The organism is Vibrio sp. V38_P2S17PM301, from assembly GCF_009904845.1.
Taxonomy (GTDB): domain Bacteria; phylum Pseudomonadota; class Gammaproteobacteria; order Enterobacterales; family Vibrionaceae; genus Vibrio; species Vibrio proteolyticus.
Genome location: NZ_WXWO01000001.1, coordinates 183,067 through 207,766 on the forward strand (window position 1 = coordinate 183,067; position 24,700 = coordinate 207,766).

A 24,700-nucleotide genomic window follows, 5' to 3' on the forward strand; every position below is an offset into this window, starting at 1 on the left:
GGCGGCTTTCCCAGCCGCCTTTTTTATTGCGCGATGACCCACCTCTCGGAAATGCAGGTGTTAACCCTCCCCCGCCAATCACTCAAGTGCTCGCTAGGCCTGCGTATTGACCTCAAAACGAAGTCCGAGCATGGTGCATCCATCTTCCTGATAACGGTCAGTGATGACATCAAACCCCAACCGGCCGTAGTAGTCTTTCAGGTGTGCTTGCGCGGAAATAAAAATTGATTTGTCTGGGTAGAGTTCACGGGTGGTTTCAAAACTCACATCCATCAACACATTCCCCAGTTTTTGGCCGCGATATTGTTTGTCTACCACCACCCTGCCAATCGAAACATCGTTGTCCTCGGACTTTATTTGATCCATCACTTCGGCGGGGTAACCCAAGCGCTCAGGCATAATGCGACTGTAAGCGACCAGTTTTTCAGAATCATACCCCATCACATGTAAGGTTTCAGGATGGGTGTCTTTGCCGTCTAAGTCATTGTATGGAGTATTGAATTCAACGATGAAAATTTCACATCTCAGCCTCAACAGCGTGTAAAGCTCATCAGCGGTCAAATCTTGAAATTTTTTGACTTTCCAATGGATCATTAATTTCTCCTTATATGGGGAAACTAAATTTACGTATCGATGAGTTCAGAATCATTAACCTTTGTTAATAAACAGCAGAGATGTTCAAAAAGCAGGCATTGGGGTACATTTAACCAAACGACAACGGCACGCCGTAATGGCGACCAAGCCGCATGAAAGCGTTTTTTGGCTGTTATAGACCGGGTTTTCAGCATCTTCAGTCAGCTGAAAACCCTGCCTGTCTAGTTGCGACCGGGATGATTGATGATGTGATCTTCCCAGTCCACCACATCGATTTCATACACGACTTTATTGCGCACGCTTTCTCCGGCGGCATGCATCGCGGATTTTGAACCGGTAATAAGCGGATGCCAGGCAGGAAGCGGCTGTTGCTCCGATAAAAGACGATACGCACAGGTATCCGGCAACCAGTGAAACTCATGAATCTTCTCACGCGTCAGTTTCAGGCACTCTTCGCCTGAGCTGAAACGGTTCGGATAATCTTTGCAAGAGCACGTTTTGTCATTCAGCCAACTGCACGCCACGTTGGTGTAGTACACTTCGTCCGAGTCTTCATCCATCAATTTGTGCAGGCAACATTTACCACAACCATCACAAAGGGATTCCCATTCCTCTTCGGTCATTTGTTCCAGGGATTTGCTTTGCCAGAATGGACTGTTCATAGGACGACTTCTTAATCTTTAAACGGGGGGCGATTTATACCGCTCTCAGTACAAAAGTGCAAGCATGAACAAAAAATCGCCACTCGTTCCCTGCGTCTCACAAAACTGACTCATTACCTTTGTCTTGTAGTCTATCCTTATAAAGTCTTAATAAGCTGCATAAAAGGAGTGCACATGGGCATTATTTCTTGGATCATTCTTGGTCTGATCGCAGGCGCACTGGCAAAGTGGCTGATGCCAGGTAAAGATGGTGGCGGCTGGATTGCCACTATGCTACTGGGTATCGGTGGTGCGTTTGTCGGTGGGTTTGTCGGTCAAATGCTTGGCTTTGGTAAAGCCGATGGTGTCAACATTGGCAGTATTGTGACCGCTACATTGGGTGCATTTATTTTGCTGTTTGTCTACAACCGCTTCATCAAATAGCCCTTTGATTCAGTCACCTGGCGCACAAAGCCTTTGCTTGCGCGCCAGTGTGCTCCCTTTCCCGACCCGGGCAAGACTTCCATTTCAAGCAAAAATCCTGATAATAGCGCCCTTATTTGACGTTTAAGGGGATTGTTATGGATTGTCGTTTGGGCTGTGGCGCCTGTTGTATCGCTCCAAGCATCTCTTCCCCGATCCCCGGCATGCCAGATGGCAAGCCTGCGGGTGTGCGCTGCGTGCAGCTGAACGAACAGAATCTGTGTAAGCTGTTTGGTCAGCCTGAGCGGCCAAAAGTCTGTCATGAATTCAAACCATGCCCAGTGGTGTGCGGTACGACCAATCAAGAAGCGCTAAACAACATCACCGAACTGGAACAGCTGACCTGAATTGCGTCGGCTCAAGCTATCCCATACATGCGATCCTGTCTCATTCACTGACTCGTGTTCCAACAATAAGACTTCCGCGACTTAAGCGGCTTGCGCCGACGTTCGTAGCGGTTCCCTCACACTGCGCTGACATTTCTCCACTATGTTCTCCGGGTTCTTTCACTACACACGATTAGGAATACTGATGAACAAATATTTAGCCGAAATGTTCGGTACCTTCTGGCTGGTACTTGGTGGCTGCGGCAGCGCTGTTCTGGCTGCGGGGTTTCCGGATGTCGGTATTGGCTTTTTGGGCGTTGCTCTCGCGTTTGGCCTGACCGTTCTCACCATGGCATACGCGATTGGCCATATTTCAGGCTGCCATCTTAATCCGGCAGTCACCATTGGCTTGTGGGCTGGCGGCCGTTTTGCAGCCAAAGAAATAGCCCCTTACATTATCGCACAGGTAGCCGGTGGTCTTATCGCCGGCGGTGTGCTGTTCCTTATCGCTTCGGGCCAGCCTGGCTTTGATGTTGTCTCTTCCGGTTTTGCGGCCAACGGTTACGGTGAACACTCTCCGGGTGGTTACTCCATGGTTGCCGCACTGATTACCGAAGTCGTCATGACCATGATGTTCCTGTTGGTGATTCTGGGTGCGACAGACCAGCGTGCGCCTCAGGGCTTCGCCCCCATCGCGATTGGTTTGTGTCTGACACTGATCCACCTTATCAGCATTCCGGTCACCAACACCTCCGTTAACCCTGCACGAAGCACAGGTGTTGCGTTATACGTTGGCGATTGGGCGACATCGCAATTGTGGCTGTTCTGGGTTGCTCCAATTATCGGTGCAGTTCTGGGGGCGATTGCGTACAAGGCGATTGCAGGTCAAACGCAAAAATAACGTTACAACCCGCACAAAAAAGCCGCTGATGAATCAGCGGCTTTTTTATATATCACTGGTAGTGCTTACAGCTTTTGACGTCCAAGCAAAGAGTGTGACAACGTAGTGCCGTCCACCAGCTCCAGCTCGCCACCAACTGGTACACCGTGCGCGATTCGGCTGGCCGCCACTTCATGCTCATGACACAATTCAGCGATGTAATGTGCCGTGGCTTCGCCTTCTACCGTCGGGTTGGTTGCCAGGATCACTTCTGTGACGTCTCCGCGACGCAGACGATAATCCAGAACATCCAGACCAATATCGCTTGGTCCAATCCCATCCAAAGGAGACAGATGCCCCATCAGCACGAAGTAACGTCCAGAATACTGACCAGTGGCTTCCACCGCCGCAATATCTGCCGGGCTCTCAACCACACAGATCTGGCCATTCTCCTGACGCTTGGGATTGGTACAGATATGGCAGACTTCTTCTTCGGTAAACGTGCGGCATTCAGAGCAGTGACCGATTTCAGTCATGGCCTGACTGAGTGCATCAGCCAGCTGTAAACCACCTTTTCTATCCCGCTGTAACAAATGAAAGGCCATACGTTGAGCCGACTTGGGACCTACCCCAGGCAGACAACGTAAGGCCTCCATCAAATGCTCCAGCATATGACTGGTACGCATTAACGAATCACTTATTTAGAATGGCATTTTCATGCCTGGTGGCAATTGCATTCCACCAGTCACGCCCGCCATTTTTTCTTTCTGGGTTTCTTCAACGCGACGAGCCGCATCGTTAAACGCAGCAGCAATCAGGTCTTCCAGCATCTCTTTGTCGTCTTCCATCAAGCTTTCATCGATGTCAACGCGACGCACACTGTGGCTACCGGTGATGGTCACTTTTACCAGACCGGCACCAGATTCACCTGTTACTTCCATATTAGCGATTTCTTCTTGAAGCTTTTGCATGCGCTCTTGCATTTGCTGGGCTTGCTTCATTAGATTGCCCATACCGCCTTTACCAAACATGTTTATCTCTCTGGTTAATCGATGTTTCACTGTTTATGGGGCCGAAAACTCGCGTTTTCAACCCTATGCTTTAATTCTAGACCGGACGGACACTCTCGCGATCTAATTGTGCGGCAAATCGGCGCTCAATAAACTGAACGTGCGGATCGTTATCCAGACTGACAAACGCCTGCTCAAGCTTTTCTTTGTACAGACGATCGCGCACTTCCAACGGGGTTTCTCCATCCTCACTGATCACAACGCTCAGATGACACTCTTCACCCAGCTCGGCGTTCAGGGCTGCCAATAGCTCCTGCTGCGCTTTGTCGGTGTTGAGATGAGCCTGATGCTGCCGCAGTGCAAGCTCTATCGTCGATCCGTCTTTACGAAACGACGAGTTCAGCGCCAATTGTTGAACCAGCTTGGCGGTGTGCAGTTTTTCAATCAAGGCAGTCCATTCATCCTGACGGATGGATTCCTCAACCAGTTTCTGCGCCATTTCCGGCGTCTTCTCGTGCTCAAGCGCCTTTTTGATCTCGGTCGGTGTCAGTTCCTGTTTCTTCACTTCCACCACCGGGTTGGCCGGCTTCCACTGATAAGGTTCATCCTCGGCCGGAGCCTGCGGCACCGCCGCGTGCTGAGCGAGTTGAGCTGGCGACATCCGCACCGTGCCGTGTTTCTGCGCAACACGATCAAGGACTGATTCTTTCTTGGCTGATGCCGCACTAGACTTTTTTACGCCCGGCTCCGCTTTGGTGTCCGGTGATGGATGAGGCTGATTGCCTTTGAGTCCCTGACGCTGTGAACGCAGTTGATGCCGTAAACCGCTCAGTGAAGACCCAGATCGCTCCTGAGGCGCTGTCGATGGTGTCGGCGACTGTACCGGTTCAGGTGAGGACACGGGCGTCATCTGACGCGGCGCATCATAAGCCGGCGGCACTTCACTTTCACCATAAGGTGCGTAATCGGTTGGAGGTAAATCGTATTCCGGTGCAACATTCGCTGCATATGGGGCGGCCGTCGGTTGGTTAGGCTGTACCGGTTGCTCAGCGACAGGTTGAGGCTTGGCCGGCGCCGCCAGACTCTGGCCTGAATTCGGAATGGCAGCTTGCATGGCTGTACTGATGCTGTTTACAACCGCACCGGACGCCGGGCGAAACGCCATCATCCGCAACACCACCATTTCCAGCCCGATTCGCTCGGTTGGTGCCAGAGGCAGGTCATCTCTGCCTTTCAGCGCAATTTGGTAGTACAACTGGACATCCTGAGGAGACAGTGTCCGGCTTAGCAACTCGATCTTTTCCGCATCAGGCTGCGCTTTATCCAGCGTGGATGGCAACGCCTGGTACATCGCAATCCGGTGTAACTGTGTGGCCAGTTGCTGAAGCAAACCATCCCACTCTACGCCGTTTTGCGCCAAAACCTGGATGGCATCCATCGCCGTTTGCGCCTGCTTACTGCTGATGGCTTCCAGCAGATGAATGGCCTGATCGGTATCCAGTGTCCCCAGCATGTGCGCGACGCTGTCGGCTTCCACTAAGCCATTGCCCAACGCGATCGCTTGGTCGGTCAGACTGAGGGCATCTCGCATACTGCCATCTGCCGCGTGGGCGATCATACCCAACGCACGTGCATCGGCCTCTACGCCTTCGGCATCGAGAATATGTTCCAATTGCTGGTGAATGTTATCGACACTGATGGGCTTTAAGTGAAACTGCAAGCAGCGTGACAAAATGGTCACCGGCAATTTCTGCGGATCCGTAGTGGCGAGCAAGAATTTCACATACTCCGGCGGCTCTTCTAAGGTTTTCAACAGAGCATTAAAACTGTGACGCGAGAGCATGTGAACTTCGTCTATCAGATAGACCTTAAAACGACCTCGTGCCGGTTTGTATTGCACGTTGTCGAGCAGTTCACGAGTATCTTCTACTTTGGTACGCGAAGCCGCATCAATTTCCAGCAGATCGACAAAGCGCCCTTCGTCAATCTCCTTACACGTTGCGCACTCGCCACATGGTGTGGCCGTTATACCAGTCTCACAGTTGAGGCCTTTGGCAAACAAGCGACCTATAGTGGTTTTTCCCACACCACGCGTCCCACTGAACAGGTACGCGTGATGGAGACGGTTTTGTGCTAACGCATTTTCCAGTGCCGTCAATACGTGCGCCTGTCCCACCACTTCTTTAAAGCGGGTCGGACGCCATTTTCGCGCTAAGGCAAGATAACTCATGAATTACTCAGTGTCCTTCAAACTCACAAATGCTGTAGACGTTCAGGCCCAGGTCTTCCAGGCGTTTGTCTCCGCCAATTTCAGGCAGGTTGATCACAAACGCCGCATGCTCCACGTGTCCACCCAACTGGCGAATCAACTTAGTTGTGGCTTCAATGGTGCCACCCGTCGCCAACAAATCATCGACCACCAGCACTTTATCACCCGCTTCAATCGCATCAACGTGGATTTCCAGCGTGTCTACGCCATATTCCAGTTCATAAGATTGGGCAACAGTTTTACGCGGAAGTTTCCCCGGTTTGCGTACCGGAACAAACCCGACCCCCAGCTCCAGTGCTAAAGGCGCACCGAACAAGAAGCCGCGGGCTTCTGTCCCGACCACTTTAGTGAAGCCCATATCTTTATAACGGTCTACCAGCAATTGAATGGTTGCCTGATACGCCTTGGCATCTTCAAGCAAGCTGGTGACATCACGGAATAGGATGCCTGGCTTTGGGTAGTCCTGGATAGATTTGATGCTTGATTTGATGAAAGAGATTGTGTCTGTAGTCATAATTTCATTTACTTCAATGGGCGAGAGCTTCTCCACTTTCAAAATTGTCGTTATCGGGAGTTGTAAAGCTGAACTGAGCGGTGCCAAGACCACTTCGCCTAAAAAACAAACGCCCACTCGAAGAGCGGGCACACTTCCACACAATGCTAGTGATTTTCTTCCTGCTTAGCAACAGACTCATGGACTGGCAGACGCAGAAACCAGGTGATCAGCAGCACAAGAAAAATGACCAGACCCATTTTTAGCCACAGATGGGGCACAAACCAGATTGAAAAAGAAAAACTGGCGAGAATAAACAACGCACCTCGCTGCTTCACTTTACGCGTGACAGCGCGATGCTGATGCCAGTTGTCCAGCAGAGGGCCAAACGTGGGGTGAGTATGCAACCAACGGTGAAAACGGGGACTGCTGCGCATGAAACACGCGCTGGAGAGAAGAATAAAAGGTGTGGTGGGCAACAGAGGCAAGATTATGCCCAGAATACCTAGGCATAAACTGATGACACCAACAATATTTAATCCAAGACGACGAATACTGATGGTGAGCTCCTGAAAACAACGGGCGGCTTAGTATCCCGCGTAGCCGTTGAATACACGAATCCAGGTTAAGGTCGCTGGGAGCGTCGGGATCAACAGTGCGGCGATAAAGCCAAGAAAGTAAAAGATATTATAAGGTTCTTTAAAATCTTTGTCTGCCATTGGGAGCTTCTCTAGTGTAGGTGACTTGACTGTTGTCGCCCCAAGGTTAACTCGACGTTAATGTTTTGGGACTTTTTTGTTTGAGGTGCAGACTATACCTCAAACAAAAAGCCACAAACACGGACAAAAAGAAAGGTTATATTGATGATTTTATCGTCACGTCCAATCAGGTCGCCGAGCCCTGGAAAATATCCAGGCTAAAACTGCTCGAACCAAGCCGGCTGAGTGACAATTGACACCCGGAATGTATTGGCAATTCTTTGGTAGTGAAATTTTTCACGCAGTTGTGCCCAAGCAATTCGCCAGCGGCAATGTTCTGGGTGTGGTAGCCATTGGACCAACGCGCGCCCAAACCAGCAGGCAAGATAGCAATTGTGCCTTCCGCCATGTCAGCAATACCAAAGAGCGCCTCAATCGGTCCGGCACAATCCGAGCACTCGATCCCTTTTTCCAACATGAAGGCCAGATCTTTCAGATCGGCATTGAAGCTTTTCAAGTTGCGCAAATAATCGTGGAACAACGCTCTGACCATCAAAGTGGTTGCTACCCCCGCCTCGTCGTTCGACGTGGAGTCGACTAAATAAAAGGCAAACTGGCCGTTCATTAACCAGGCATAATCAAACACCAACGGCATGACATCGGTTGATTGCAGCATACGATAGCTGCATTTCCACGCGCCCTGGCTGGTATCTTTCTCTGGCAACAAGGCATGCAACAAGTCTTTGGCTGCACTCGGGTGATGCTGGAGGTACTCCAGATGCCAATGCAGTTCTTGCTCTTCCGGTAGATCGCCGCCATCAACCCGAAACCACTGGCTGGAGAAGTCCCGCTGGTCTGCCAGATGATTGAAAGCATCATCCAACGTACTTTCTATCGCACACCCCAGATTGGCATGATTGCCGATCGGTTTAGGCAGAAAATCTTTGATGCCGTAGCGTAACGCTTTGGCCACATCGGACATTTCATCCGTACCCGAAACCACGATCAACGGCAGCGACGGATATTCCAGGCTCACTTCTTCGACAAATTCAATGCCACTGAGCACCGGCATCGACAGGTCACACAGAATCAAATCGGGCTCCGCACTGCGTAACTTTCGCAGCCCGTCCAAACCGTCTTCGGCTTCCAGCACCTGATAACCAATAGAAGACAAGTACCCGGAGGTCACTCGTCGAAAAATCGGGTCGTCATCGACCAACATAATCAATTTTTGGTCGTGAGCACTCTGTTGATGCGGCTCCGCAGCCGCATAATGCGTTTTATACATAAGCATTCGCCTCACACTTCCAATAAATACAGCTGTCGTGATTATTGTTATTACGCGCGCTCCCCTCATCACGTAAGGGTTGAGCTGCCTTCAGTCTTAAGTTTAGATGTTTATTAAAAAGTAGTCGCGAATCTATTTTTATACAAATGTTCCACTTTTCATTCGTGGCACATACTATATGTACGTAATATCGTAAAAATCACCAGTTGTTGATGTGACTCAAGCCTTAACATCTGATATACCTATAAATTACCGCAATTCGTAATAAGATGTGTCTGGAATGATGAAATTAGATGATCTCAACCTATTTCGACTGGTTGTCGAAAATGGGAGCTATACCGCAACTTCTCGCAAGACAATGATTCCTGTCGCGACCATCACCCGACGCATTCAGGCGCTTGAAGACGCTCTGAATCTGAGATTGCTCAATCGTCACGCGCGCAAGCTGTCATTGACCGAAGCAGGCGAACGCTTTTTTCAGGAATGTTCCCCGCTGCTACAACGTTTGTCTATGACCGCAGAAGAATTGACGGATGAATGCCGTGGCGCCGCAGGGAAAATCAAGATTTCTGCCCCATCGAACCTGACTAAACGCATGATGATGCCGATGTTTATTGAGTTCATGCGACAGTTCTCCGAGATCAATATCGAACTGACCACCAGCAATCACGCCGATCAGTTGGATCCAACCGAATGGGATGTAATTTTCCGCGTAGGTCCGCAACGTGACTCCAGCCTGATCGCCAGAAAAATTGGCGAAGTCAAAGACATTTTAGTGGCCAGCCCAGACTACCTAAAAAACAACCCTGCCCCCAAACACGCCGAAGAGCTGGCAAATCACTCGTTGTTGAAAGGCCACCCACTGATCAAATGGCAGTTGTCCAATTCATCGGGCGAAACCGTCGTGAATAACGATAATGGTCGTTTCCAGGCCAACGCGCTGAATGTCGTGCGTTCTGCGGTGTCTGACGGGCTTGGGATCACCCTAATGCCCGACGTGATGTTGCGTGAGTATATCGACGACGGCAGCCTGGTTCGCGTATTAGAAGATTGGAGCGCCAACCCGCGTGATATTTACATGCTCTACAACCACAAAGATCACCTGCCAGAGAAAGTACGTCTGTTTATCGATTTCGTAATTGCCTACAACATCCACTGACAAAAAGGCCTGTGAATATCACAGGCCTTTCTGATAGCGCTCTTACCAGTTACAGATACTCGACAAATTTGCCCAGCTCCCGCTCTGGCGCTTTCATTGGTGAGCAGCCCGGAGTGCCGAGATACAGGAAGCCAACGATCTGATCTTCACCTTGTAAGCCAAACGCTTTGTGCACCTCCGGATGGAACATCCACTTGCCTGAACGCCAGAAGCCCTGAAACCCTTGTGCCACCGCGGCCATCTGCATCGCCTGTGCAGCACAACCGGCGGACAAGTACTGTTCCAGTGGCGGCACTTTCTCATGTTCCGTTACTCTGGCAATCACCGCAATCACCATTGGGGCGCGAAACGGGGCATTTTTCAGTTTATCGATCACCGCATCTTCGCTGTTTTCCATTTCAGCAGCCTTGACCAGAATATCAGCCAGTTTCTGCAAACCCGACCCCTGGCAAATCACAAAACGCCACGGGGTCAAGCCGGCATGATCGGGCGCACGCAACCCAGCGCGGATAATGTTTTCCAAAGCTTTACCTTCCGGTGCTGGCGCCGAAAGCTTGGCGATTGAACGTCGGTTCAACAGCAGTTCAAGAGCGTCCATTTTGAATCCTTACTTCACTGATTATGCGCACATCATAGCAAACACGCCCCACAGTTGCAGCGCATCGCACAGCGATTTGCGTTAAGGCTAACAAACAAAAAAGCGGGCCTGTGGCCCGCCTTGTCATCAACGCATGTATGACTTATTCATAGAATGGCTTGTCCAGCCCGGCTCGGGTCAATAACCCGTCACACGGTGCGAAACGGTCACCGTATTTCTTCGCGTGATCGTTCATGATCTCGACCAGACGTTTGATGCCAATCTGATCCATGTAACGGAATGGTCCACCGAGAAACGGTGGGAATCCGATCCCAAAGATCGCCCCAATGTCGCCGTCACGTGGGCTACGAATGATGCCCTCATCCAAACAACGTACCGCTTCATTGAGCATTGGCAATACACAACGCATCGCAATGTCGTTCGCGCCCAGTTTGGATTCCGGCGTCAGTTTCAGCAGCTTATAAATGCTCTTATCGACGTCTTTTTTCTTGCCTTTGTAGGTGTAGAAGCCCTTGCCACTCTTACGACCTTTGCGTCCGTCGTTCAACAAGGTGTCAAAAACGTCCGGCCCACGGAAACGAACACCCAGTTCATTGATCAGAATCGGCATGATCTTAGCGCCAATATCGATGCCCACTTCATCCAACAGGGTTATCGGGCCGACCGGGAAACCAAAATCCAACAACGCGGTATCAAGATGGTCAATCGGCTCACCAGACATCAGCACCTGAGCGGCTTCATTCATGTATGGCGCCAAAATCCGATTCACATAAAAGCCCGCGCAGTCTTTGACGACAATCGGCGTTTTCCCCTGCTTCTTCGCCAGGGCTACCACGGTCGATACGGTTTCATCAGACGTCCCCGCATGCGGAATCACTTCCACCAGCGGCATCTTCTCTACCGGACTGAAGTAATGCAAACCAACCACATTTTCCGGACGCTTGGCTTGTGCGGCAATCTGGTGAATCGGCAACGACGACGTATTGGTCGCAAAAATCGTGCTCGGTTTGGCATTGGCCTCAATGTCCGCCACCATCTGCTGCTTCAGCTGTAAATCTTCAAACACCGCTTCAATCACTACATCCGTATGATTGAAGGTGGTAAAATCGGTTCCGCCCGACAACTGCATCATTTTGCCCTGAAGCTGAGCTTTGGACAAAATGCGGCGCTTACGTTGTTTCTCAAACAATTTGTAGTTGTACTGCAGTGCATTCAATACACCATCGTTAGCGACATCTTTGATGCGTACCGGTACGTTGGCTTTGGCAACGCTGACATGGCTGATGCCTGCGCCCATCAGACCGCCACCTAGCACAGCCACACGCGAAACCGCTTGCGGTTCGGAGTCGCTGCCGTGTTCCTTTTTCATCTCGGTTGTGGCAAAGAATATCGAACGCAGAGCCCTGGATTCAGCGGTCATCACCAACTCACCAAAGCGGCGTGCTTCAAGCTCCAGACCGTCTGTCATGCCCTTTTCTAAACCATGACGAATCACATCCAGGATAGCCTCAGCGGCCGGATAATTGCCGCGGGTTTTTTCGCGGGTTTTCTTCGCTGCCTGTTCAAAAATCAGTTTGCGTCCGACCCCGGTTTGAGACATCAGTTTCTCTTTGGTCGACACTTTTTTGTTCGGTTTCTTTTTCCCCTTTTCAAGGAAGCTCTTCGCAACATCAAGCAAGACAGTCTGTGGCACGCTGGCATCCACCACACCCAGTTTCTTCGCTTTCTTCGCGCGCAGCTGTTTTCCTGTCAGAATCAAATCCAGTGCAGGCAGTAAGCCAATCAGACGCGGTAAGCGCTGAGTACCACCAGAGCCTGGCAGCAGACCGAGTTGAACCTCAGGCAACCCAAGTCGGGTGCCATCTGCATCACTACAAACGCGATAATCACACGCCAATGCGAGCTCCAGGCCGCCACCCAGACATGGGCCATGAATGGCTGCCACGACCGGATACGGCAAATCAACCAAAGCCTGGAACATCTGTTGGCCTTGCTTGGCCAACGTTTCCGCTTCTGCCGCACTCTTACACGCTTCCAGCATGCGCACGTCTGCACCAGCCACAAAGTTGTCTGGTTTGAGAGAATGGAGAATCAGGCCTTTAATGCCTTTCTCATTTTTCAACTGCGTCAAAATATCGCTCATTTCATCAGCAAACGCAGCCTGAAGAGTATTCATTTTTTCGCCCGGGACGTCGATAGACAGCCAGGCAATATTCTGTTCGTCAACCGTCAGGTTAAACGCCTTTGCATCACTCATTATTCAACCTCCAGAATCATTGCCGCGCCCAGACCACCCGCTGCACACGCGGTATTCAGCGCCAGACCACCACCGCGACGTTTCAGCTCTCGCAGAGTCTGAGTCATCATTCGCGCTCCGGTTGCCGCAAAAGGGTGACCGTACGCAATGGAACCGCCCAGAACGTTAAACTTCTCCATATCGATCTCACCAATCGCCTTAGAACGACCCAGCTTTTCCTGCGCAAACTGAGTACTGGCGAACATTTTGACGTTCGCCAGTGTCTGCGCAGCGAAGGCTTCGTGCATATCGATCAAAGTCAAATCAGACAAGGACAGGCCGGCACGTTCTAACGCCAGCGGCGTTGCGTATGAGGGGCCCATCAGCATGTCAGTCTCAACACCGATGGCAGAAAACGCATAGGAGCGAATGTAGCCCATGATTTCCAGACCCAGTTCTTTCGCCCGACCTTCTCGCATCAGCATGACCGCAGCCGCACCGTCGGTAAGGGGCGTTGAGTTCGCAGCCGTGACACTGCCGTACTGACGGTCAAAGGCCGGACGCAGCTTCGCGTAACCTTCCAGCGTCGAGTCATGACGGACATTGTTGTCTTCCGCCAACCATTTTTTGTACGGTTCAGGGAAAGCCGTCATTACTTCACCGGCGATCTTGCCGTCTTTCCAGGCTTGTGAAGCCAATGTATGAGAACGATGTGCTAACGCGTCCTGATCAGCGCGACTGATGCCATGGGATTTGGCCATCTGTTCTGCGGTCTGCCCCATCGATAGCCCGGTCGAATACTCTGCAACCGCCGGCGGCACAGGCATCAGGTCTTTAAGGCTGAGATTTTTCAAAAGACCCAGCTTCTGACTGAGCGTTTTAGTTTTGCTCAGAGCAAGCAGGTTAGCCGCCAACGTTTTCGAGACACCAATAGGCAAAACCGAAGAGGAATCCGCACCGCCAGCAATCCCGATGTCTATCGTACCGGCCATAATGCTTTCCGCGACATTCACCGCAGACTGGAAACTGGTGGCACACGCACGCGTGACGCTGTAGGCATCGGTATGGATGCTCATACCGGTGCCCAGTACGATTTCACGTGCAATGTTGGGGGCTTCCGGCATCTGAACCACCTGTCCAAACACCACCTGCTCAATCAGTGTCGGATCGATGTCGGTTCGGGCCATCATTTCACTGACAACCATTTTGCCAAGGTCCACGGCCGGAACTTGACTGAATTCAGTACTTTGACGTGCAAATGGTGTGCGCAGCCCCGCTACGATAGCGACACGTTCGCCTGAACGTGTTTTTACTTCCTGCTTGCCCATTATTTCTCCTTAAAGATAAGAGGTCTGACCTGATGCATTGTAACGAGATTGTTAAAACAATCAAACGGCCGTTTAAATAAACGTGATATTGGCATCGAAACACGCTGTTAGTGTAGTCGATACCAATCATTCAAACGTTGGTAACAGGTTAATAATTCGGAAATTTTAGTGGAAGAGTGATTCGGCGGGCAAAAAAAACCACACAAAATTGTGTGGTTGGAATATATAAAGCAATTAACTTACGCCAATTGAAAGTAATCAGTTTCCTGATTAGGAGAAAGTAAAGTCAGCCTTCAAAAGGAAGTGTCATCTTGCTCAACACGTTAGTCACAAGGACTAACTAGATGACAAGGTGTACTATAACCCCTACTCGGTATAAGATTTTGAATTAGATCAATTTTATGTTGATTTACTCAAACAAGGTTGCAAATCGCTTGTCAGCCGTTTGATTGACTTACACTTAAATATGTTCGACGTATATAACTATAAGATTCACAGGGCGATTCGGAGGCTCATGTGTCAATAATCAGATTTTTCGGAAAGAAAAAGTCCGATGACCCGGTCAATTCGGATATGGACAGACAAAGAAAATATGAAGCGCTTGTCAGAGCGTATCATCGCGATTTATACCGCTATGCGTTCTGGTTGTGCAAGGATCAGAGCGTGGCGGAAGATCTGGTGCAGGAAACCTGCCTCAGAGCCTGGAAATCGCTCGATAGCTTGCAAGACGACAAAGCGGCCAAATCCTGGCTGATTACCATTTTAAGGCGGGAAAACGCGCGGCGCTTTGAGCGCAAACAGCTGGACTTGGTGGACATTGACGATCACGGTAACGACGCCAAAATCAGCGATGATGCTCATCATCAGACGGAATGGGTTCAAGCCCAAATAATGAAGTTGGATGTCGATTATCGCGAACCGCTGTTTCTTCAGGTTGTCGGAGGGTTCAGTGGAGAAGAGATCGGTAAAATACTTAACCTCAACAAGAACACGGTAATGACACGCCTGTTTAGAGCCCGCAATCAACTCAAGGAGATGCTGGATTCTGAAGATAAACTAAGGGGGCATCAGAATGGATGATTTAGAATTTCGCCGCCGGATTATGTCGGATCCCAAAGACCGCGATAAACAAGTCCAGGACGCGATGAAAAGCAGCGACGCCAACAAGAAATTTGCTGACGACATTTTGGATTTGGATGCCAGACTTGCGAAAGCGATGACGGTTCCCGTTCCCGATGATCTGGCAGATCGCATTCTGTTCAATCAGTCGTCCTCACCGGATAATGTCGTACGGCCCAACTTTGCTAAACGCGCCATGGCGATGGCGGCGTCGATTGCCTTTGTGTTTGGTCTGCTGGTTGGGCAGATCAACTGGGGTAACCTGGTTGTGTCTCCTGCCCAGGCAAGCCTTGCTGATATGGCGGTGAAGCACGTAATTGACGAAAGCGCTTTTGTCGATAATGTCGACGAGCAAGTCAGTTCGACGCAAATTAACGCAAAGATGCAACCTTTCGCCTATCACATGGATTCGGCTTTTCCTTACCATGTGTACTACCTTAACCACTGTGGTTTTGGTCATTCCAACGCCGTTCATATGGTGTTTCAGGGCGACAAAGGGAAGGTCACTCTTTTCCTCACTGGTTTGCCAGCACCGAAGCAGGAAAGCTTCGAAAAAGATGGCATGTCAGGGGTCATCGAACCCATAGGTAACACCAGTTTGATACTGGTGGGAGAAAAAGGCGAAGATGTAACAAAAATCGCTGAAAAGATTGCCAAAATGATCAAACCTGCCGCTTAAAATGAATATAGCCCGAACGATAAGTTTGGGCTATATTTTTACCTTGCCAATAGAGTCTTAACTCTAAAAAATATCAAAATCGCGCATTTTCCTGCTAGATAACCATCATTTCTACAATTTTGTCACCCAATTAGACAATGGTCGGATTTCTATTATCTACACTAAAGCATAGTATCAGCCACCAACTGAGCATTTGCTCAAAAATAACGTCCACTTAGAGACGAAATAAAAAGGAAAAGCATAAATGAACAAGACGCGTCTGTTTAAAAAGTCGCTACTAGCAGTGACTGTCTCTCTCGCCACGCAGCAAGCAATGGCTGCAGGTTTCCAATTGAATGCACAATCTGCAACTGGCCTTGGCCGAGCTTTCGCCGGTGACGCTGTCATCGCAGACAACGCTTCGGTAATGGCACGTAACCCAGCAGCAATGGCTCTGTTTGACAAAACTTCTCTGTCACTGGGTTTTGAAACCATTACCACCAAAATTAAAGTGTCTGATGCCACCTACTACGGTGCGACCGGCGCTGTTGATCCAACTTACACTGGTGTCGATGCTGACTACGACGACGCTGGCGCGACGTCTGTTGCCCCGAACATTCACCTTATCGTTCCGCTCAACGAAAAGTTCGCTGTTGGTGCTAATGTCTACTCAAACTTTGGTACCCGAACTGATTTCAGCAGCGGTTACGTAGGGGGTGAGTACGGTGGTGAAACCGAAATCATCAGTCTGAACTTCGGCCTGGCAGGCTCTTACCGCCTGAATGAACAGTGGAGTTTTGGTGCTGGTCTGGATCTGATCTACGGCCAAGGCACACTGAAACGCAACTTCAGCAACAAATTTTATGAAGGTCCGGTTTTACCACCAGCCGTAGACAATGGCCAAACTGCAACGCTGAACGCGCTTAACGGTCAATCCATCCTGGATGTCGAAGATGCCGATGGTTGGGGTGTCGGGTTCAATATCGGTACGGTTTACGAACTGGACAAAGACAACCGCTTTGGTCTGGCATACCGTTACAGCCCAGAGATTGAGGCCAAAGATGGCTCGAAAAAAGTCACGTTGCCCCTGCCGGACATCGCAGAGTTCTCCGGCTACCACAAAATTCCAGACACTAAGTTTGCGGTACACTACAGTGTGCAATGGATTGGCTGGTCAGATTTCGACAAAATTGAGTTTGATAACGTCGCCATCAGTGAAAAGGCCTATGAGTGGCAAGACGGCTGGCACTTTGCTCTGGGTGGCACCTACTACCTGAACAACGACTGGACACTGCGTGCAGGTTACATGTACGACACCAGCGCTCAGGATGACGTTACCTCCATTTCCGTTCCGGATTCGGACCGTCAGTGGTTCTCTGCTGGCTTTACCTACCACATCAGTTCAGCGTCAAACATCGACTTTGGCTTTACCTACCTGATGGGCGATGATGTTGATGTCACTGAATCAACAGAAGTCGGCGGGCAAACAGTTTCGAGAATTACAGGCACAACTCACGCTGATGCCTATTTGGTTGGCCTACAGTACAGCCACACGTTCTAATTCAGAATCCACGTTTGATTCCAATCAAAAGGGCTGGTTTTCCAGCCCTTTTGCTTAACTCTTCATTACTTTCTGGCTTACATCTGTGAGCATAAAGGGCGTTTTCGTAACACGGGTGTTCGCTCAAAATCTTATACAGCTCAATAACAAACCACATTTATATCTAATAAAACACCAGTTTTAGGTGTTTTATCTTAAAAAAGAATCTTAAGGTGATTTTTATTTTTAAAGCTTTCGCTCTAACTTTAAGATCGTTCGACTTGATAGCATTCAGTTTCAGCGAACATTTACAATGAAAACAAATAAATCTCTTGTGTCACTGGCCGTGGCATTTGGCCTGACCGCATTCACCGCCACCACTCAGGCCGCTGGCTTTCAGCTAGCAGAATACTCCGCAACAGGTCTAGGCCGCGCGTACGCCGGTGAGGCAGCAATGGCCGACAATGCCGGTGCTCAATGGCGCAACCCAGCCATGATGACCTACCTGCCAGGCACACAAACTTCAGCCGGTGTGATTTATGTGGATCCAAACGTCGATATCGACGGCCACATTAACGCAAGCGGACAGCAGTTGCCGGCATCCTCAGATGACTTTGCTCACGATGCCTTCATCCCAAGCTTTTACTTGTCGCACCAACTGAGTGAGCGCCTGTTCCTCGGCTTAGCACTAAACACCAACTACGGCATGGAAACCGAACTGTCGAATGACTTTTCCGGCTCCCACTTTGGCAATGAAGCGATGGTGAAAACCATGGAAGCGAACGTCAACATCGCATACAAAGTGACTCCGGCGGTGAGCCTGGGCGGCGGTTTGCGCTACGTACGTGGTGAAGGTCATTTCGGTGCAACAGTACCAGCCCAGACGGAACTGGCCACTCAAGGCATACTCAAGCAAGGCACGACGCTGAAGTACATGGAAGGTGATACCGATGCATGGGGTTGGCAGGCCGGGGCAGCATGGCAGATCAACCCAAACCACCGTATTGGCTTTGCCTATAAATCGGAAGTCAAACTGGATCTGGAAGGCCACGCGGAAGGCATCGGTTTTGGCCTGCAAAATGGCCAACGTCTGAGTGGCTCTATGGAGCTACCTATGCCTGCGACCGCGGAACTGGCCAGTTTCCACCAGCTGACTGATCGTCTGGCCATGCATGCCAGCATCAACTGGACCGACTGGAGCGCTTTCGAAAAACTGGAAGCGGACCTGGATGTGATTGGCAAGCAGATGGTGAAAGAAGAAAACTGGCGGGACAACTATCGTTTCGCTATCGGGGCCACGTATCAGCTTGATAGCAAACTGGCACTGCGTACTGGTGTGGCGTACGACACATCGGCAGTCAGCGATAAAAACCGCACCATCACCATTCCGGAAACCGACCGCACCTGGCTAAGTGTCGGCGCCTCATACGACGTCACGAAGAACTTCAACTTAGATGCGGGCTTTACTTATATCATCGCTAAAGACGCAGACATTGTTGAGTCGCGTGGCTACCCTTCGGATGACGCAGCTCAGGATGTCGGCGGCCAGTTTGTCGGTGAGATATCCGGCAGCGTCTGGTTGGTGGGTGTTCAGGCAAACTACCGCTTCTGATCCCGATCCAATAAAAAGGCTTGGTTTTACCAAGCCTTTTTTATTCAGAACTCTTCGTCCAAATATTCATCCAGATACTGCTCTTCGTCTTCACTGTATTCATCGCTTTGCACTTCCGCAGTAAAATCACGACGTTGCAGGTAGACATCACGCGCCAGCGAGTATGGATCCGGTGAGTTTTCTAATACAGCTTCCTGAGAAACTAACGCGGCCCGAGTCTCCATGCCTTCCAGCGCCCATTTACCCGCTGCGGCCCAGATATTCAGGTATGACAGAGGCAGGTACAAACCGTCCACCACATCGGTCGATTCACGCACCGTCCATGGCCCATAGCCAGGCACCATCACGTAAGGACCATTACCCACCCCATAATGACCGACGGCATCACTGAATGCTTTGTCATCGTATTTGGTGATACCGGCTTCAGAAGCGATATCAAAAAGACCAAAAATACCAAATGTGCTGTTGAGGAAAAAGCGGGTGAAGTGGTCGACGGCCTTGCTGCCGTTTCCCATGATCAGGTTATTGATTACGCTGGATGGTTCATCCAGGTTAGAGAGAAAATTGGCAATACTGCTGCGCACCGGTGTCGGCACGTAATTGACGTAACCAAGAGATACCGGTCGGACAAAATAGGGATCCAGGTAGTCGTAGTTGAACGTCCACATGGTCCGGTTAAACCCTTCGATTGGGTCATTCACCTTAGGGTTGGGCTCGGCGTATTCAGGTGCACTGGTACAGCCCACCACCAGGAGACAACTCATTGCCGCTGACAAAAATCGTGACTTTTTAGTCATCATAATTATTCTATTCCATACAAAAAGGCCGATGCATGCACCGGCCTATTGGCTCATTAAATGCAATTGCTGGCTATTAATACTGTTTATTAATCTCAACTGCAACCGGTTCGCCTAATTTCACCGCTTGGCTCTCACCATACCAGTCACCATCACGCGTTGCGACATTGCCGTCTTCATCAATCCGGACCCGCACCATAATGTTGTCCAGATCCGACAGCTTGCGCCCCTGTACCATGCTGTTCCCGTCATCAAGAACAACCGTTCTCGGGAAAGATCCCAGTGGATAGCGTGCTGCCGCAACTGGCATCGGCGCACCATCGGCACTGTGAATCGAGACAATCAAAGCCGCATCAGGGTTAGCACTGATACCCTGTGCCAATGAGATGGTCACCGAAACCGATTTTCCTTCGCCTACCGTTTGCCCCATCTGCTTTTTCGCATTGGCAATGCTGCGGGTCAGCATTTCATAACGCTCGTCGTCCGGCCCAATCATCTGCTGCATGATGGTCCAGTATTTCACTGCCCCAGCATAATCCTGTTGCTCGTATGCATCAAAGGCCAAAAGTGAGAATACCCGAATATCAACATAGTCTTTTTTGAGCAAGGTGCCCAATAACTCACGAGCTTTGTCTTGATCGAATTTATCCGGCGACAACATCAGTGCCTGTGCATAGCCCAGCTTGACGTCGTCGTTATCCGGCTCTAGATCATACGCATGTTTCATCGAACCTGTAGCGGTTTCCACGTCACGGTTAGCCAGACCAATCCGTCCCAACAGTAACCAACCGGTCGAATCGTTGGGTTGGTAATGTAAGCGGGTACGCAGCGCCAGCGTCAGATCGTTCATCTCGTCTTCCGTCAGGGCTACGCCTTGTGGTGACATCAGTTTTTTTGATAATGCCGGCAGATTTTCACTCACCTGTTGCCAATGCTCGACCTGCTGACTCCCACCAAATTTGAAATACATCGCGTAGGACAGGCCCACCACCAACAGAATCGACGGGATCAGAATGGCCCGAGTCGATACCGTGTTGTCAGAGTTCGGTTTATCACCACCCGGAATATCATCCAGCAACGACTGTTTGAGGTCGGAAATCAAATCCTGTTGATCATCTACCAGCCCTTCCTCAGTTTCTTCTTCCAGTTCCGACAGACGGTCTTTATAAAACGCTTTGTTGAGTTCGTCCCGCAGCGCGGCATCGTTGTTGACTTTTTTCTTGATCATCGGCATCGCGATAAAGAAAACCGCGATCAGGACAAGCGCCACCGTGGAAATCCAAAATAGTGTCATGACTGCTTATCTCCGTCGTTCTTCTCTTCATCCAGCAAGGCTTTTAGCCGCGATTCTTTTTCGTCATCCCAGGTTTCCGTCTGAGTCACTCGTACTTTGCTACGTCGACTGCGCAGGACAATCACCCCAAAACCGATCACGATCACCACCAGCGGGCCAAGCCATAAAATCGATGTCGATGCTGTAAACGGGGGGTTATAGGTCACAAAGTTGCCGTAGCGTGCCACCATGTAATCCACGATTTCCTGCTTAGATTTGCCAGCTTTGGTCATCTCATAGACTTTCTGACGCAGATCCTGCGCCAGTTCCGCGTTGGAATCGCTGATGCTGTTATTTTGACATTTCGGGCAACGCAGAGTGTGGCTCAACTCTTTAAATTGCTGCTCTTGCTCTGGTGTATCAAATTCATACACCTGAATGGCAGCCATGGCCAGTGTTGAAATACTCAGGCTGGCAACGAGAGCTAGGAGGAATTTTTTCATTGCTGCGCCTCCTCAAGCATTGACTGATAGATTGGTTGCAACTGAGTCTTCCAGTTTTGCGGATTCACATCCCCCACATGGCGATAACGAATCACACCGTTAGCATCGATCAAGAAGGTTTCCGGTGCACCGTACACGCCCAAATCCAGCCCCAGCATGCCGTCGCCGTCGAACAGGCTAATCAGATACGGATTGCCCAGTTCGTTCAGCCATTTCACGGCTTTGTCACGCTGATCTTTGTAATTCATACCGATGATCTTAACGCCGTTGCCCGCCAGTTGATTCAGGTACTGATGCTCGGCGTAACAAGTCGGACACCAGGTCGCCCAGACGTTCAGCAGCAGCGGCTCACCTTTAAAAATCGACTGATCGTACAACTTGCCGGGTTCAGCCAGATCTTCCAGACGAAAATCGGGTACCGGTTGACCAACCAGTACTGACTCCAGTTTCGTTGGATCATCACCTTCTGAATTTTTCACCAGTTGAGTCGCAAACACTGCCACCAACCCCAGGAAAGCAAGCAATGGAATAAAAAGAATTTTCTTGTTCATTTACGCCTCCTGAGTTTTTACCGTTTTACGAAAACGGTAACGTTTATCACTGATGGCCAGAGCACCACCCAGCGCCATCAACAGGGCGCCGGCCCAGATCCAACGCACAAACGGTTTATAGTAAATGCGCACCGCCCAGGATTTGTTGTCATCCAAGCGCTCTCCCATCGCAATGTACAGATCACGGGTCACGGCGCGATCGATGGCCGCTTCAGTCATCATTGAACGAGCCGTACGGTAAAAACGTTTTTCGGCGTGCAGCGTATTAACATATTGTCCGTCGCGAGTGACTTCGAAGTCGGCAATATAACCGTCGTAGTTCGGGCCGTCTTTGTCACGCAGCCCAGCAAAGTAGAAGTCGTAACCTTCAATCTGATAGTGCTCACCCGGAGCAAGGCGTACATCGCGTTCGATGCTGTAATTCTGCACCATGGCAATACCAATAACCGTCACCGCCAATCCGATGTGCGCCAGCATCATCGACCAATGGCTGCGCTGCAGTTTCTTCAGACCGGTGAAGAAATCATGACGGTGCGTCGCTCGCTCATACAGCTCCACGCCGTGCATCAGAATGATCCAGAATGCCATCACCCAGCCAATGAACGCCATGTTACTGAAGTGAGGCGACAGCAGTTGGACCAGCGCGGCGGCGGCAGCCAGAGAAATCGCGCCGCACACCAGCATCGGCTTGACCAGCTTGGTCAGATTATCGCGCTTCCAGCGCAGCAGCGGACCAATCCCGAGCAGGAAGGCGAATGGAATCATCAACCAAGCAAACAACATATTGAAGAACGGAGCCCCAATAGACACAGAGCCTAAGCCAATTTGCTTGTGTACCAGTGGCAGCAGCGTCCCTACCAGCACCACCACTAAGGCAGCAATCAGCAGGACGTTGTTGGCCAGCAGCGCGTTTTCACGCGACACCAGTTCAAAATTGCCTCGCACACGTACCGACGCACCTTTGAGTGCGAACAGAAGCAGCGAACCCCCAATTACAAATACCAGGAACCCCAGAATAAACATACCGCGAGACGGATCGGATGCAAACGCATGCACCGAAACCAAGATGCCCGAACGCACCAAGAATGTGCCAAGCAGGCTCAAAGAGAACGCCGAAATCGCCAGTAAGACCGTCCAGGCTTTGAACGTGCCGCGCTTTTCTGTCACCGCCAATGAGTGCATTAGCGCTGTGCCCGCCAACCAAGGCATGAAAGATGCGTTCTCGACCGGATCCCAGAACCACCAGCCGCCCCAGCCCAGTTCGTAGTAGGCCCACCATGATCCCAGAGCGATGCCCAATGTCAGAAATAACCAGGCAGCGGTAGTCCACGGACGCGACCAACGAGCCCAGGCTGTATCAAGCCGACCAGTCATCAGTGATGCAATGGCAAACGAAAACGCCACCGAGAAACCAACGTACCCCATGTACAACATCGGCGGGTGAATGATCAGCCCGGGGTCTTGCAGTAGCGGGTTCAGATCGCGACCATCTATCGGGAAGAAAGGTAAGGTACGGATAAACGGGTTAGACGTCACTATAATGAACAGTAAAAAGCCAACGCTGATCATGCCCATTACCGCCAGAACACGGGCTACCGACTCCTGCGGCATGCCACGGCTGAATGTCGCCACCGCCACGGTCCAGCCCGCCTGGATCAGGACCCAGAGTAACAGGGAACCTTCGTGAGCCCCCCAAACGGCCGTTAGCCGGTAATACCACGGCAGTTGGCTGTTTGAGTTACTGGCCACATACTGCAACGTGAAATCATTGGTGTAGAAGGCCCACAGCAAAACACAGAATGACAGCATCAACAATACGAACATGCCCCAGGACAGCGGGCGGGCGGTATTCATCAGCATCGTGTTGTTGCGCGATGCGCCCATCAATGGCAGAATGCTCAGCAACACTGCCAATGCCAGCGACACGATTAAGGCGAAATGGCCTATCTCAGCAATCATTGACCGCTTCCTTGTTTTTGTTGTTCGGTGTACTTCAGAGGCTGATGGTTTTTCTGCATCGCTTCTGCAATTTCCGGTGGCATATATTCTTCATCGTGTTTCGCTAACACTTCGAAAGCTTCGACCGTCGTGGCATCTTTTAACACGCCTTGCGCCACAATCCCCTGCCCTTCACGAAACAGGTCCGGCAGAATACCGTCGTAAACCACCGTGACTTTCGGGCCAACGTCATGCAATAAGAACGATACCCGTAGGGACTCCGGATCGCGTTTCACGGAACCTTTGACGACCATGCCACCAATACGCAAACGCTGACCGACTTCTGGCTTCGTGCCGTCCGGTTTTCCGTTCACCAGCTCAGTCGGCGTGTAAAACAGATCCATATTCTGATTGAGTGCATACAGGATAAGGCCCACTGTTGCCGCAATGCCAACAAAGATCGCCAGAACAATTCCGAGCCTCTTTTTACGTCTTGGGTTCATAAGGTGTTCTCCATATTTTTAGCCGCATCAATTCGAGCCTGACGTTCCACTTTTGCCTGAACGTCTCGCAGCAAGCGCTGGCCGCGACGAAGACTGACCAGCAACAGAATAAGCAGAGCCAGGAAAGTAATGCCAAACGCACTCCACACATAGCCGGCGTAGCCGCCCATGGCAAAAAAATCACTCAGCGATTCAAAATGCAT

Annotated in this window: 27 protein-coding genes; 8 read left to right on the forward strand and 19 right to left on the reverse strand. The window is 50.6% G+C overall.

The annotated features are described in order from the left end of the window. Nucleotides 1-93: 93 nt before the first annotated feature. A complete protein-coding gene (locus tag CAG64_RS00805; RefSeq protein ID WP_161488703.1) occupies nucleotides 94-594 on the reverse strand; it encodes a GNAT family N-acetyltransferase in 501 nt (166 codons plus the stop codon). A 221-nt stretch (nucleotides 595-815) separates the two neighbouring features. Continuing rightward, on the reverse strand, nucleotides 816-1,256 hold the full coding sequence (locus CAG64_RS00810; protein ID WP_021703921.1) for a YcgN family cysteine cluster protein: 441 nt from the start codon (nucleotides 1,254-1,256) through the stop codon (nucleotides 816-818). 174 nt (nucleotides 1,257-1,430) lie between these two features. Between CAG64_RS00810 and CAG64_RS00815 the strand changes: the two genes are divergently transcribed. From CAG64_RS00815 to aqpZ, 3 genes are all read left to right on the forward strand, one after another. Beyond that, a complete protein-coding gene (locus tag CAG64_RS00815) occupies nucleotides 1,431-1,679 on the forward strand; it encodes a GlsB/YeaQ/YmgE family stress response membrane protein (RefSeq protein ID WP_021703920.1) in 249 nt (82 codons plus the stop codon). Between the two features lie 137 nt (nucleotides 1,680-1,816). Next, the gene (locus CAG64_RS00820) at nucleotides 1,817-2,065 is read left to right on the forward strand and encodes a YkgJ family cysteine cluster protein (protein ID WP_021703919.1); all 249 of its coding nucleotides are present in this window, start codon (nucleotides 1,817-1,819) and stop codon (nucleotides 2,063-2,065) included. A 184-nt stretch (nucleotides 2,066-2,249) separates the two neighbouring features. Further along, the gene (gene aqpZ, locus CAG64_RS00825; RefSeq protein ID WP_161488704.1) at nucleotides 2,250-2,945 is read left to right on the forward strand and encodes an aquaporin Z; all 696 of its coding nucleotides are present in this window, start codon (nucleotides 2,250-2,252) and stop codon (nucleotides 2,943-2,945) included. A 65-nt stretch (nucleotides 2,946-3,010) separates the two neighbouring features. Here the strand turns inward: aqpZ and recR are convergent, their stop codons facing one another. From recR to CAG64_RS00855, 7 genes are all read right to left on the reverse strand, one after another. Further along, nucleotides 3,011-3,610 carry a recombination mediator RecR gene (gene recR / locus CAG64_RS00830; RefSeq protein ID WP_161453346.1) on the reverse strand — a complete coding sequence of 200 codons (600 nt, stop codon included), beginning with the start codon at nucleotides 3,608-3,610 and terminating at the stop codon, nucleotides 3,011-3,013. A gap of 15 nt (nucleotides 3,611-3,625) precedes the next feature. Beyond that, nucleotides 3,626-3,955, reverse strand: a complete 330-nt coding sequence (locus CAG64_RS00835) for a YbaB/EbfC family nucleoid-associated protein (RefSeq protein ID WP_021703916.1) — start codon at nucleotides 3,953-3,955, stop codon at nucleotides 3,626-3,628. A 76-nt stretch (nucleotides 3,956-4,031) separates the two neighbouring features. Further along, nucleotides 4,032-6,164, reverse strand: a complete 2,133-nt coding sequence (gene dnaX, locus CAG64_RS00840) for a DNA polymerase III subunit gamma/tau (protein ID WP_161488705.1) — start codon at nucleotides 6,162-6,164, stop codon at nucleotides 4,032-4,034. 7 nt (nucleotides 6,165-6,171) lie between these two features. Beyond that, nucleotides 6,172-6,717 carry an adenine phosphoribosyltransferase gene (apt, locus tag CAG64_RS00845; protein WP_161453344.1) on the reverse strand — a complete coding sequence of 182 codons (546 nt, stop codon included), beginning with the start codon at nucleotides 6,715-6,717 and terminating at the stop codon, nucleotides 6,172-6,174. A 146-nt stretch (nucleotides 6,718-6,863) separates the two neighbouring features. Beyond that, nucleotides 6,864-7,229: a YbaN family protein gene (locus CAG64_RS00850; protein ID WP_052035725.1), complete on the reverse strand. Its 366-nt coding sequence runs from the start codon at nucleotides 7,227-7,229 to the stop codon at nucleotides 6,864-6,866. Between the two features lie 54 nt (nucleotides 7,230-7,283). After that, nucleotides 7,284-7,415: a hypothetical protein gene (locus CAG64_RS23955; protein ID WP_021703912.1), complete on the reverse strand. Its 132-nt coding sequence runs from the start codon at nucleotides 7,413-7,415 to the stop codon at nucleotides 7,284-7,286. A 166-nt stretch (nucleotides 7,416-7,581) separates the two neighbouring features. Further along, on the reverse strand, nucleotides 7,582-8,682 hold the full coding sequence (locus CAG64_RS00855; protein ID WP_040902232.1) for a response regulator: 1,101 nt from the start codon (nucleotides 8,680-8,682) through the stop codon (nucleotides 7,582-7,584). Nucleotides 8,683-8,965: 283 nt separating this feature from the next. Here CAG64_RS00855 and CAG64_RS00860 point away from each other — a divergent pair, with 283 nt between their 5' ends. Next, nucleotides 8,966-9,841, forward strand: a complete 876-nt coding sequence (locus CAG64_RS00860; RefSeq protein ID WP_040902254.1) for a LysR family transcriptional regulator — start codon at nucleotides 8,966-8,968, stop codon at nucleotides 9,839-9,841. A 49-nt stretch (nucleotides 9,842-9,890) separates the two neighbouring features. Here CAG64_RS00860 and CAG64_RS00865 read toward each other — a convergent pair whose 3' ends face one another. From CAG64_RS00865 to fadI, 3 genes are all read right to left on the reverse strand, one after another. Next, nucleotides 9,891-10,439: an NAD(P)H nitroreductase gene (locus tag CAG64_RS00865; protein WP_161453949.1), complete on the reverse strand. Its 549-nt coding sequence runs from the start codon at nucleotides 10,437-10,439 to the stop codon at nucleotides 9,891-9,893. 142 nt (nucleotides 10,440-10,581) lie between these two features. Next, nucleotides 10,582-12,696, reverse strand: a complete 2,115-nt coding sequence (gene fadJ, locus CAG64_RS00870; RefSeq protein WP_161488706.1) for a fatty acid oxidation complex subunit alpha FadJ — start codon at nucleotides 12,694-12,696, stop codon at nucleotides 10,582-10,584. After that, on the reverse strand, nucleotides 12,696-14,003 hold the full coding sequence (gene fadI, locus CAG64_RS00875) for an acetyl-CoA C-acyltransferase FadI (RefSeq protein WP_021703907.1): 1,308 nt from the start codon (nucleotides 14,001-14,003) through the stop codon (nucleotides 12,696-12,698). Before fadI ends, fadJ begins: the two co-directional genes overlap by 1 nt. Before the next feature lie 516 nt (nucleotides 14,004-14,519). Between fadI and CAG64_RS00880 the strand changes: the two genes are divergently transcribed. The 4 genes from CAG64_RS00880 (at nucleotide 14,520) to CAG64_RS00895 (ending at nucleotide 18,932) form a co-directional block, all read left to right on the forward strand. Continuing rightward, nucleotides 14,520-15,083 (forward strand): sigma-70 family RNA polymerase sigma factor, encoded by a 564-nt coding sequence (locus tag CAG64_RS00880; protein WP_161457678.1) that lies wholly within the window; start codon nucleotides 14,520-14,522, stop codon nucleotides 15,081-15,083. Continuing rightward, on the forward strand, nucleotides 15,076-15,801 hold the full coding sequence (locus tag CAG64_RS00885) for a DUF3379 domain-containing protein (protein ID WP_161453952.1): 726 nt from the start codon (nucleotides 15,076-15,078) through the stop codon (nucleotides 15,799-15,801). Before CAG64_RS00880 ends, CAG64_RS00885 begins: the two co-directional genes overlap by 8 nt. Before the next feature lie 244 nt (nucleotides 15,802-16,045). Continuing rightward, complete coding sequence (locus tag CAG64_RS00890) at nucleotides 16,046-17,341, forward strand: outer membrane protein transport protein (protein ID WP_161457677.1); 1,296 nt, start codon at nucleotides 16,046-16,048, stop codon at nucleotides 17,339-17,341. 292 nt (nucleotides 17,342-17,633) lie between these two features. After that, entirely contained in the window at nucleotides 17,634-18,932 is a 1,299-nt protein-coding gene (locus CAG64_RS00895) for an outer membrane protein transport protein (RefSeq protein WP_161457676.1), read from the forward strand. Nucleotides 18,933-18,976: 44 nt separating this feature from the next. On the opposite strand, the gene CAG64_RS00900 is transcribed toward CAG64_RS00895, so the two are convergent. The 7 genes from CAG64_RS00900 to ccmD form a co-directional block, all read right to left on the reverse strand. Beyond that, entirely contained in the window at nucleotides 18,977-19,732 is a 756-nt protein-coding gene (locus CAG64_RS00900) for an MlaA family lipoprotein (RefSeq protein ID WP_161457675.1), read from the reverse strand. A 73-nt stretch (nucleotides 19,733-19,805) separates the two neighbouring features. After that, a complete protein-coding gene (ccmI, locus tag CAG64_RS00905; protein ID WP_161457674.1) occupies nucleotides 19,806-21,023 on the reverse strand; it encodes a c-type cytochrome biogenesis protein CcmI in 1,218 nt (405 codons plus the stop codon). After that, entirely contained in the window at nucleotides 21,020-21,505 is a 486-nt protein-coding gene (locus CAG64_RS00910; protein WP_161457673.1) for a cytochrome c-type biogenesis protein, read from the reverse strand. The genes ccmI and CAG64_RS00910 overlap by 4 nt, the downstream gene beginning before the upstream one ends. Continuing rightward, complete coding sequence (locus CAG64_RS00915; RefSeq protein WP_161457672.1) at nucleotides 21,502-22,056, reverse strand: DsbE family thiol:disulfide interchange protein; 555 nt, start codon at nucleotides 22,054-22,056, stop codon at nucleotides 21,502-21,504. The genes CAG64_RS00910 and CAG64_RS00915 overlap by 4 nt, the downstream gene beginning before the upstream one ends. Next, nucleotides 22,057-24,015: a heme lyase CcmF/NrfE family subunit gene (locus CAG64_RS00920; protein WP_161454406.1), complete on the reverse strand. Its 1,959-nt coding sequence runs from the start codon at nucleotides 24,013-24,015 to the stop codon at nucleotides 22,057-22,059. It lies immediately after the preceding gene. Beyond that, nucleotides 24,012-24,497, reverse strand: coding sequence for a cytochrome c maturation protein CcmE (gene ccmE, locus CAG64_RS00925; protein ID WP_021703897.1), 486 nt, complete (start codon nucleotides 24,495-24,497; stop codon nucleotides 24,012-24,014). The genes CAG64_RS00920 and ccmE overlap by 4 nt, the downstream gene beginning before the upstream one ends. Beyond that, nucleotides 24,494-24,700, reverse strand: coding sequence for a heme exporter protein CcmD (gene ccmD / locus CAG64_RS00930; protein WP_021703896.1), 207 nt, complete (start codon nucleotides 24,698-24,700; stop codon nucleotides 24,494-24,496). The genes ccmE and ccmD overlap by 4 nt, the downstream gene beginning before the upstream one ends.